Origin of the sequence: Massilia norwichensis (assembly GCF_024753245.1) — a bacterium.
GTDB lineage: Bacteria > Pseudomonadota > Gammaproteobacteria > Burkholderiales > Burkholderiaceae_D > Telluria > Telluria norwichensis.
The window spans coordinates 1-7738 of the sequence record NZ_JANUGX010000058.1; the positions used below are offsets into that span (position 1 = coordinate 1).

Annotated in this window: 5 protein-coding genes; 1 reads left to right on the plus strand and 4 read right to left on the minus strand. The window is 58.6% G+C overall.

Annotated elements, in window-relative coordinates; all coding sequences use genetic code 11:
• Positions 1-371: 371 nt before the first annotated feature.
• The 4 genes from NX782_RS25965 to NX782_RS25980 are packed head-to-tail and all read right to left on the minus strand — an operon-like array spanning position 372 to position 6339.
• On the minus strand, positions 372-707 hold the full coding sequence (locus tag NX782_RS25965) for a PAAR domain-containing protein (RefSeq protein WP_370661840.1): 336 nt from the start codon (positions 705-707) through the stop codon (positions 372-374).
• A gap of 51 nt (positions 708-758) precedes the next feature.
• Positions 759-1895: a T6SS immunity protein Tli4 family protein gene (locus NX782_RS25970; protein WP_258848404.1), complete on the minus strand. Its 1137-nt coding sequence runs from the start codon at positions 1893-1895 to the stop codon at positions 759-761.
• 11 nt (positions 1896-1906) lie between these two features.
• Entirely contained in the window at positions 1907-3736 is a 1830-nt protein-coding gene (locus NX782_RS25975; RefSeq protein ID WP_258848401.1) for an esterase/lipase family protein, read from the minus strand.
• Positions 3733-6339, minus strand: a complete 2607-nt coding sequence (locus tag NX782_RS25980; RefSeq protein WP_258848402.1) for a type VI secretion system Vgr family protein — start codon at positions 6337-6339, stop codon at positions 3733-3735. Before NX782_RS25980 ends, NX782_RS25975 begins: the two co-directional genes overlap by 4 nt.
• A 226-nt stretch (positions 6340-6565) precedes the next feature.
• On the opposite strand from NX782_RS25980, the gene NX782_RS25985 reads away from it, so the two are divergent.
• Positions 6566-7675, plus strand: a complete 1110-nt coding sequence (locus NX782_RS25985) for an AcrVA2 family anti-CRISPR protein (RefSeq protein ID WP_258848403.1) — start codon at positions 6566-6568, stop codon at positions 7673-7675.
• Positions 7676-7738: the final 63 nt, after the last annotated feature.

Sequence of the window (7738 nt, forward strand, 5' to 3'; positions counted from 1 at the left end):
TCGGGAGCGCATTGGCGCGGACGAGGAGGAGCCGCGCTGGTATCTGCATGGTTTGTTTGGCTGAGGTCCGGCCGGTGCGGCAGCAGGCTCGCCTGGCGTTTGTTCGATCTCGATCGCGCAGTAGATGAAGTCGCGGGTCGTTTTATTCGACGTACCCTAGTGAACGTACCACCGCCACCTCTGCGTGCAAGCCGGTGGTGTCGAACAGCGGCATTGCGCTGGTTTTGGTACCGAGTGCAGTCGACCGTTGTGGATGACAGCTGTGCAATAGTGATTTCGCTCAGCTTGTAATCCCATCGGAAGCGGAACGGTTCGCCATGCACTTCAGCATCATGGTTTTGGCGTCTAGAGCTCCCGGTTGGTCGAGACCTTCATATCGAGGAAATCAACTTTGCACCGCAAGCCGTGAGGTCGTTGTCATACGCATACGACCGCCCCTTGTGTTTGGCACCAGCACCGTCCGGCTTGATAGGAAACTTCCCTTTGCATTTGGGACAAAAGGTGAGATCGTCGGCAAGCGCTGCCTCAGTACCCATTACGATAGTGCCGGATGAAACAGAAATAACCTGGCCACCGTGGTCCGTCTTGTCATTCAATCGAATTACACCGCGTCCCTCATGCTTCATGTTCAATTCTCCCAGTGCTGAATGATGAGCCGGCCGGCTGCGGTGCCATGTCCAAATCAGTCCTATCGTCCGGCGCATCATGCCGCAGCCTTGATGTTTGACGCTTACTCCTGATGGGCTTTTGTTGTCCTGTTACTCAGCGCTCTGATTAATCGGCTTGGCTCTAGGAAAATAATAGGAGCCCTCAGGCGCACCGGGCACCTTAACCCTGAATTTCAAGCCGGAAAGGAGCTTGTCCCAAAGCGCAACGGCCTCGTCGTCGCTGACCGATGCTTTTTTAGCGGCACCGACCATATTGTGCGCGACCTTGGTGAACATGGCGGCATGAAACTCGGATGGCTTGGCAACATCTTTCGGTGTGCCGACGAAGGCCCACTCGAAGTCGTGGGTGCCATCCGGCCTGCGTATGAGCGATTCTTCACCATCCCAGTGTTGTACGTCCCGCTTTCCTTCCCGTAAAACGTCCCGCTTGGGATACGAAGCCCCTTGGGTCTTTTGGGCACTCTTGATGCGGGCGAGGAGGGGAAGCTCATCGCGCTTCATCTCCTCGAATCGATCCTTCTTATAATCGGCGTAAGCGTCCTTGTTGGAACTGACGGAGAACGTGACATCCGGGATACTAGGTAAATAGATCCCTGCACTGATCCTCTCTTGTCCCTCGGACCGATCGCCGGGCATGAAGCCATGCTGGATGCAGAAGCCCGGCTCAGTTGGTACTTCTTCCGCGGCGCGCAGCCTCAAGCTCTTGGCATACGCCATCTGTCGGGCGACTACCGTGCCTTCGGTCTCGCCTTTCTCGATGGTGTCCCCCAGCACGAATGTAATTTCACCCTTGCTGACGTATGTTTCGAAAAAAAGAGAATTGTCCGCTTTTGCATATTTATCTTCGAAATAGCGCATCTGCCAGCTATCGGCAATTGGTCCCGGCCCAAAGTAGGTGACTTCGGCGGTGCTGTCTTCCCACTTCAACTTCCTTATTTTCTCGTCGGCGCGGAGTTTCGCCTTTTCCAGGTCGCCAGCAACAATTTCGATGCCGATGCCAAAAGTAGCATTCCCCTCAATGAGCTGCGCTTCCTGCGGTACTTCGAGTGCATAGCGGCCAAAACACAGGATCTTTGTTTTTTCGAACAACGCCTGCAGGCGCGGGCTGAGCTTGACTGGTTCGGGCACGGCACTCTCCTTGTAAGTGTAGCTGCGGGAATTTCCAAATAACGACAGGAGGACAATGAGGGAGATGGCGGCGATCGCGCCGTGCTTTAGGTAAGGCATGGCTTTCACGGTTACTCCCATTTCGCCGTCTTAGCGATTTGAACGATCGAATACAGCAACGAGGCCAGTACGTCGCGATCGGCATAGCTTTTCTGATGCTCGTAGCTCTTGCCCCTTGTTTCACCGTGCACGAATAGCTTTCCGTCGATCAGCTTGGCGGATCGGGTCGCAGGCACAGTTTCGTCGCCAGGAGCCGTCGGTGGCTGCAGCGTGAGAGTAAGTACGCGCGCGCCTGCCTGGACTGTCAGCGTTCCCTTGGCGTCGTCGCTCAAGAGTTTCCAGCTCTCGACTGGGGGAAGCTTGCTGTTCCGGGCATCCCACACCTCGCGGTCGGCAACTTTGAAAACGACTTCACCGTAGCTGAGGCGTTCCGAAGATGAGCAGAAGCTGCCATAACTATTAGTTGGGTGGAAAGTCGCTTTGATATCTTCGATAAATTCACTGGCCTTGTTTAAGCGCCTGACAACGGCATCGATGCCCCCGCCATTCTTTTTCTCTACGCGCCCGGGATTAACCCAATCAGGGTTGAGAAGCCGCCACCACGCATCTGCCGGTTGTAGGTAAATGCTTTCCAAAGCGCCTGCCGTGCTACCAGGCAAGCTCCACATCTCGCGTCCTGACCCGTCCACGACTTTGAGCCAACCCTTCCCATACGCTGTTCCGGGCAACAGCTCCAACGCTGCAGGTGCATTGGCGAGTATGGCAGTGGCATGTTCACCATTAATGCCCAAAACCTGTGCAATAGTTTCAGCAACCATGCCCGATCCCTCCAGAAAACCGAATCGCATGCGTTTGTACGAAGCAGCGGCACCCATGGTCGGCATTACGTTGTGATAAATGCCTAGTACCTTGACGCTGGGATCGTTCAACAAGTTTCCGTACTTCGGATGAATGAGCGCACGAGCAAGCAGACCGCCCATGCTGTGCGTGACGATGATCACCTCATCGCATTTAAATCCCCGCTTCTGGTAGCCCTTGACGAGGCCGCGTACACGGTCCGCGATCACCCGCGCGGAGATGCCGTTGCTCTTCAAAAAGTTGTACCCCATCGCGTGCACCGGGTACCAGCACGCAGCGACTTTTTTAAGGTCCTGCTCTGTCAGTGCGGCGCCTACATTCACCCCGCCGAAAGTGCTGGGATCTGCAAAGAAAGGCCTCCACATCGGATTGGCGGCATCGCCTGAGATCATGTTGTTGAGGTGGCTTTCCGCTGCCTTCAGCATCTTCCCATACGCTCCGTCGAATAGGACTTCGCTCCAGCCTCGCCAGCGTGCAATCTGCGCAGGGGATTCGCGCTTCTTCATACTTAGCCGCCGGTTGAGTACCAGACTTCCTGTAATGCGCGACCCGAGCAAGGGTGGAATGAATTCGAGATTGTCAGGCACGTTCTGGTGCAGTTTGTCTGCAGCCAGCGTTTCCGCGCCCTCGGGATCAAACCGATCTTTACTCTCGGTATAGTGGTAATACTCGACTTCCGTCTCGTTCGGATCGAGCATGAGTTGCCGCTGTGCTGGCGAGGCATCCTTGTACCACCCACCAAGACCAGTGCCTAAGAGAATACCGGCCTTATCGACATTGCTGGACATATCGTCCGGACGCCACGAACGGTTGTCCGGCCGTTCCAGATTTTTTTGTCGCTGTTTGCTGAGGCGAAGATTACTGCCCATCACGCCGGGCAAGAAGATCACAGGGATGATCTTGCGCGGCGGGAGCTTGACGTCGTGGCGGACCGCGTCCGACGTTGGCGTCAAGTAGACCGTGTATTCGGCCCATCCCCCGACACCTTGTGTGAATTCGCCCTGGTGATTGCCCCGCTCGTTCAGTCCGGATTGGTCGCTCATGGTAGTTCACCCTTGTAACGGATGGTATAGGAGTCGAAACCGCCTGATTTCTGTACTTCTGTGCTGCCGCTGGCCGAGGTTTTTCCGTCAATTACCGTTCCGTCATCGCGCACGAGTTCGTAGGCAATGTTCTTCTCGGGCTTCATGTTGGCGTCCACGAAGTTGACTTCCTGGTCAAAGTGGTAGTCCGAAGTGCGTTCGTTGAATGCCTGCGACACGCTTTTCGCTGGCAGCGTCTCGAGGTTGCCGTGGAATAGCACAGGTGATGAGGTGAAGAACTGCACCTTCTCGCCGATCTCGACCATGTTGTTGACGCCGTGCAGCCTTACGCCTTTCTTGCCACGAATATTTACCCAGTCCGTCTCGCTGAGGAGTTGGAGCACCTTGTTGGCGATGACCTCCACGTCGTCACTCTGCGCCTGCACCGACACCTTGCCGGCCGCAGCGATCAATTTCATTCCCGCCTTATGGACGAAGAGCCTGAAGGTCTTGCCAACGCTCGCGAACAGGCCATCGGCACTGGCAATCGACAGGCTTTTCTCGCTGGTGATCGCGGTGTGACGGCCGCTGGCAATGTGGGTCGATTGGGCGGTTGTGAGTTCGATCCCGGCTGGGCTTGCCATGACAAGATGGGGCTCGGCGAGCTCAGGAAACGTCCCTTTCCCCGCCCCGCGGATTGCCGAGTGCTGGGCTTTGACGTCCTCTGCGGCTTCGTCCTGCTGGCCCTTTTCCTGAGCCTCGTGGTCGACCGCCATTGTCGCCAGCTGCTCCTGGATCTGGGCAGCCGCAGCCAGTCGCTGCGCGGTCTCACCCATGTCTTTGGTGTGGGATGCCGCATTTTGTCGCGCTTCTGTAGTGATAAGCATGCCCTGTGCGGCGCGTGCCACGCCATGCCCGTCGGTGCGCAGCTCCCAGCCTTCCCCGCGCGCGTCCTTGCGGCCCGCGTTGTCCTCGATGCGCGTGATGTGGCCGAGCGACAGTTGACTGCACTGGTGATCGCTTTTCAGCTGTGCCTGGATTTTATCTGGCGTGTCGTCGAGCACCAGGTGGTTGCCGCGCGCCCCGCCGCCCAGCTCCCGGCTGCGCAGGCCGGCAAGCGACTGCTGCTCCGGCAGGGACCACGGCGGCATGTGGGTTTGGTTGTAGAGCGCGCCGAGGATGAGCGGATGGTCGATATTCCCATTCGCGTAGACGACACCCACTTCCTCGCCGACGCGGGGCAACCGGATCTGCCCGAACTGATCGCCGGCCGCCGGGCTCAATACCCGAATCCATGGCGAGCTCATCTCATTGTAGTCGCCCAGCCGATCCCAGTGAAACTGCAGCTTGACCCGCCCGTAGCCGTCCGTGTGGATGTCGGCGCCGGCCGGGCCGACGACGATGGCCGTATGCAGCCCCATGTAGGTAGCCGGCTCGCTGTTGTAGTTGCGGCCGGGACGCCAGCGGATGTCCTGGCGGATGCACGTGAAGCGATTTTCGTAGCGCGAGGGTGCACCTGCGCCGGCCAGGTAATTATTCGATACCTCATGGTCGGCAGACAGGATCAGGTAATAACGGTCTCCAATGCTGCCGCGTGGCTCGGCGTCGTATCGGCTCGAGCGCGACTCGGCGCTGAAGTGGCCGCCGAGCTTGAACCTGCGACCGGGCAGCACGAAGCGTTCGTTGCCTTTCGCATCGAAATACTGCCTGTCCTTGTCCGCTTCGTCCATGCGCCGCGCCGCCAGCTGTTCGCCGTCGGAGTACAAGCGAAAGCCATAGGAGCCGGTGTCCTCGTAGACCTCGTAAGGGAAGAAATCGCCTTGTTCGTTGAGGGAAGCGGCTTCAGCGCGTTGCGCGCGAGGGTTCTTGTAGTCGAAACTCGCCAGCGTGGTCCGGCCCGAGCCCAGGCGCCGGATTGCCGTCCACTCGTGAATGCCGTCGTCCTCCCGCGAGCCCCTGCCGTCGTGGAATGAGATCACGTACATTTCCTCGTCGATGGGAGGGGCGAGGAAGCTGTTGTCCGAAATCATGAGCTGGTGGCCATCGAACCTGTGCTCGTACCAGTAATACAGGCCGAGCACTTCCCAGCGCCGGTGCAGATGGTTGTAGTCGCTCTCGTTGTACTGGTTGGCGACGGTCAGCTTCGACTCGTCGATCGGGTACATTTGCCAGTCGGCCTGACGGTAGTGCCGCAGGGTTTCCTCGGTGATCTCCCGCACGGTTTTATTGTGGAACGAAACACAGTTCTTGCGCAGGCGTGCGAATGCGAGCCAGGGTTCGAGCACCATCCGGTAAAAGGCGAAGCCGCCATCGCTGCGCAGGAAGCGGAATTCCGTGATGTAGCCGTTGAAGTAGCGTAGTGACCCGTCTTCCCGTACCAGGGAGATCGTCACCATCCGGCCCATCAGCATTTTCAGCGGGATACGCGCGTCGTCCGACAGCACTTCGACATCGAAGCGGAAACTCCGCGAAACTTCTTCATGCGCGACCAGCTTGTTCGGCAGCAGGATCGCGGGCGGCCCGTCGTTCAAGGGGAAATCGAGCCGCATGAGCCGGTTGTGCTGGGATGCGCCGCTGAATGCTGACCGTGCGGCACCCGCCGCGATTTCCTGGCTTTCGCCCATTGATTGCCTCCCGATGCCCGTGTGGCCTTGGCCGAAGTGAAAAATGTTCAGCGAACACGTTACCCGGAGGCTGCCAAAGGGAACTTAATCAGTATCAACACGTTTCCCTGCGCCATGTCTAAAGTTTTTCTGACAGTTTTCCAGGAGGAGACAGGCAGTGCCTAAAAATTTGATACGCCAAAGGCAAGCGCGCACCGCAAGTACGATCGGCCGGCAGCCAGCCCCGATGGATGGGTTCGTCAACATCGGACCGGCCCTGGTTCGCAGCCCCATTACGCGGCTTTTTGGTCGGCCCTATCCCGTACAGTTCCGCGCGCAGGGCGCGCTCGACGCCTGGACCCGTGCGCTCGGGAACACCGGCCTGTGGCCCCACTGGCAGGCTCTTGGCACGCTGTGCTGGCAGATCAGGCAGGAAATTCTCCGGCAGCTGGAATGCATGCATCCCCGGTCTTCGATAGCTGGGCAGATAAGCGCCGAGGATTGCCAACGGCTCGCGTTCCAGGTCAGCACGAACCTCAAGTACCATTTGAGCGAGGGCACAGTGATCGAGGCTACTGCGGCGCTGGAGACACTGCTGGCGAATTCGGACGTGGATCTCAGTCTCCCGATGAGTATGGTCGCGCCGCCCTACCGGGCCCAGTACCTGCGGTTCGGCGAGGTAGCAATGCGGTATCTGAAAGTGCCGGACCCGCAATCTCCCGATCACGTTTTTGACGGGGTTTTCTGTTTCCTGACCCGGCATGCCTCATCTGGCGACCCAGAGGAGAAGTGCTGGACGCTGGAACTCGTCTTCATCAGCAAACGCCAGGACAGCTATGGCGGCCATGTCTCGCTGCTCGGCGAAACGGATCGTGGGGACATGACGGTCGGCGAATGGTTGGCCGAGATCCTCGCCAACGTCCAGACGACGGACCAGAGCGAGATCCACCGATCGATGCATGCCGCGGTCAGCTACGTGGTACGTGTGTTTCTCTACATGGCCTTAAAGCAAGCGCGCGTGACGCCGCACTGCGAATACGACGAGGCGCTACGCCGCGCTGCCGGCCTGGGGGAGCGCAAGCGCGCCAAGCTGGTGCATAGATCGGCGTCGCTCTACAACGGCATCCTTGTCGGCCCTGAGACATTGCCGCCGGGTGCTTCGGAAGGCGTGGCAGGAGGTGGTGTGGCGCCGCACTGGCGCCGTGGGCATTTTCGTATGCAGCCCTTTGGCATCGGCAATCAGCAGCGCAAACTCATCTTCGTCGCGCCGGTCCTTGTTCATGCGGAGCAGCTACAGGGCGATATGCCGGCACCGAAGTCGTATCGGGCCGGCGCTGCTGTCGTTAGCACGGCTTGACATACCGACCACAGACGCTGGGGCATCTGCTGTCGGCTCACAGTGGCCTTCGTGCCACGTCAA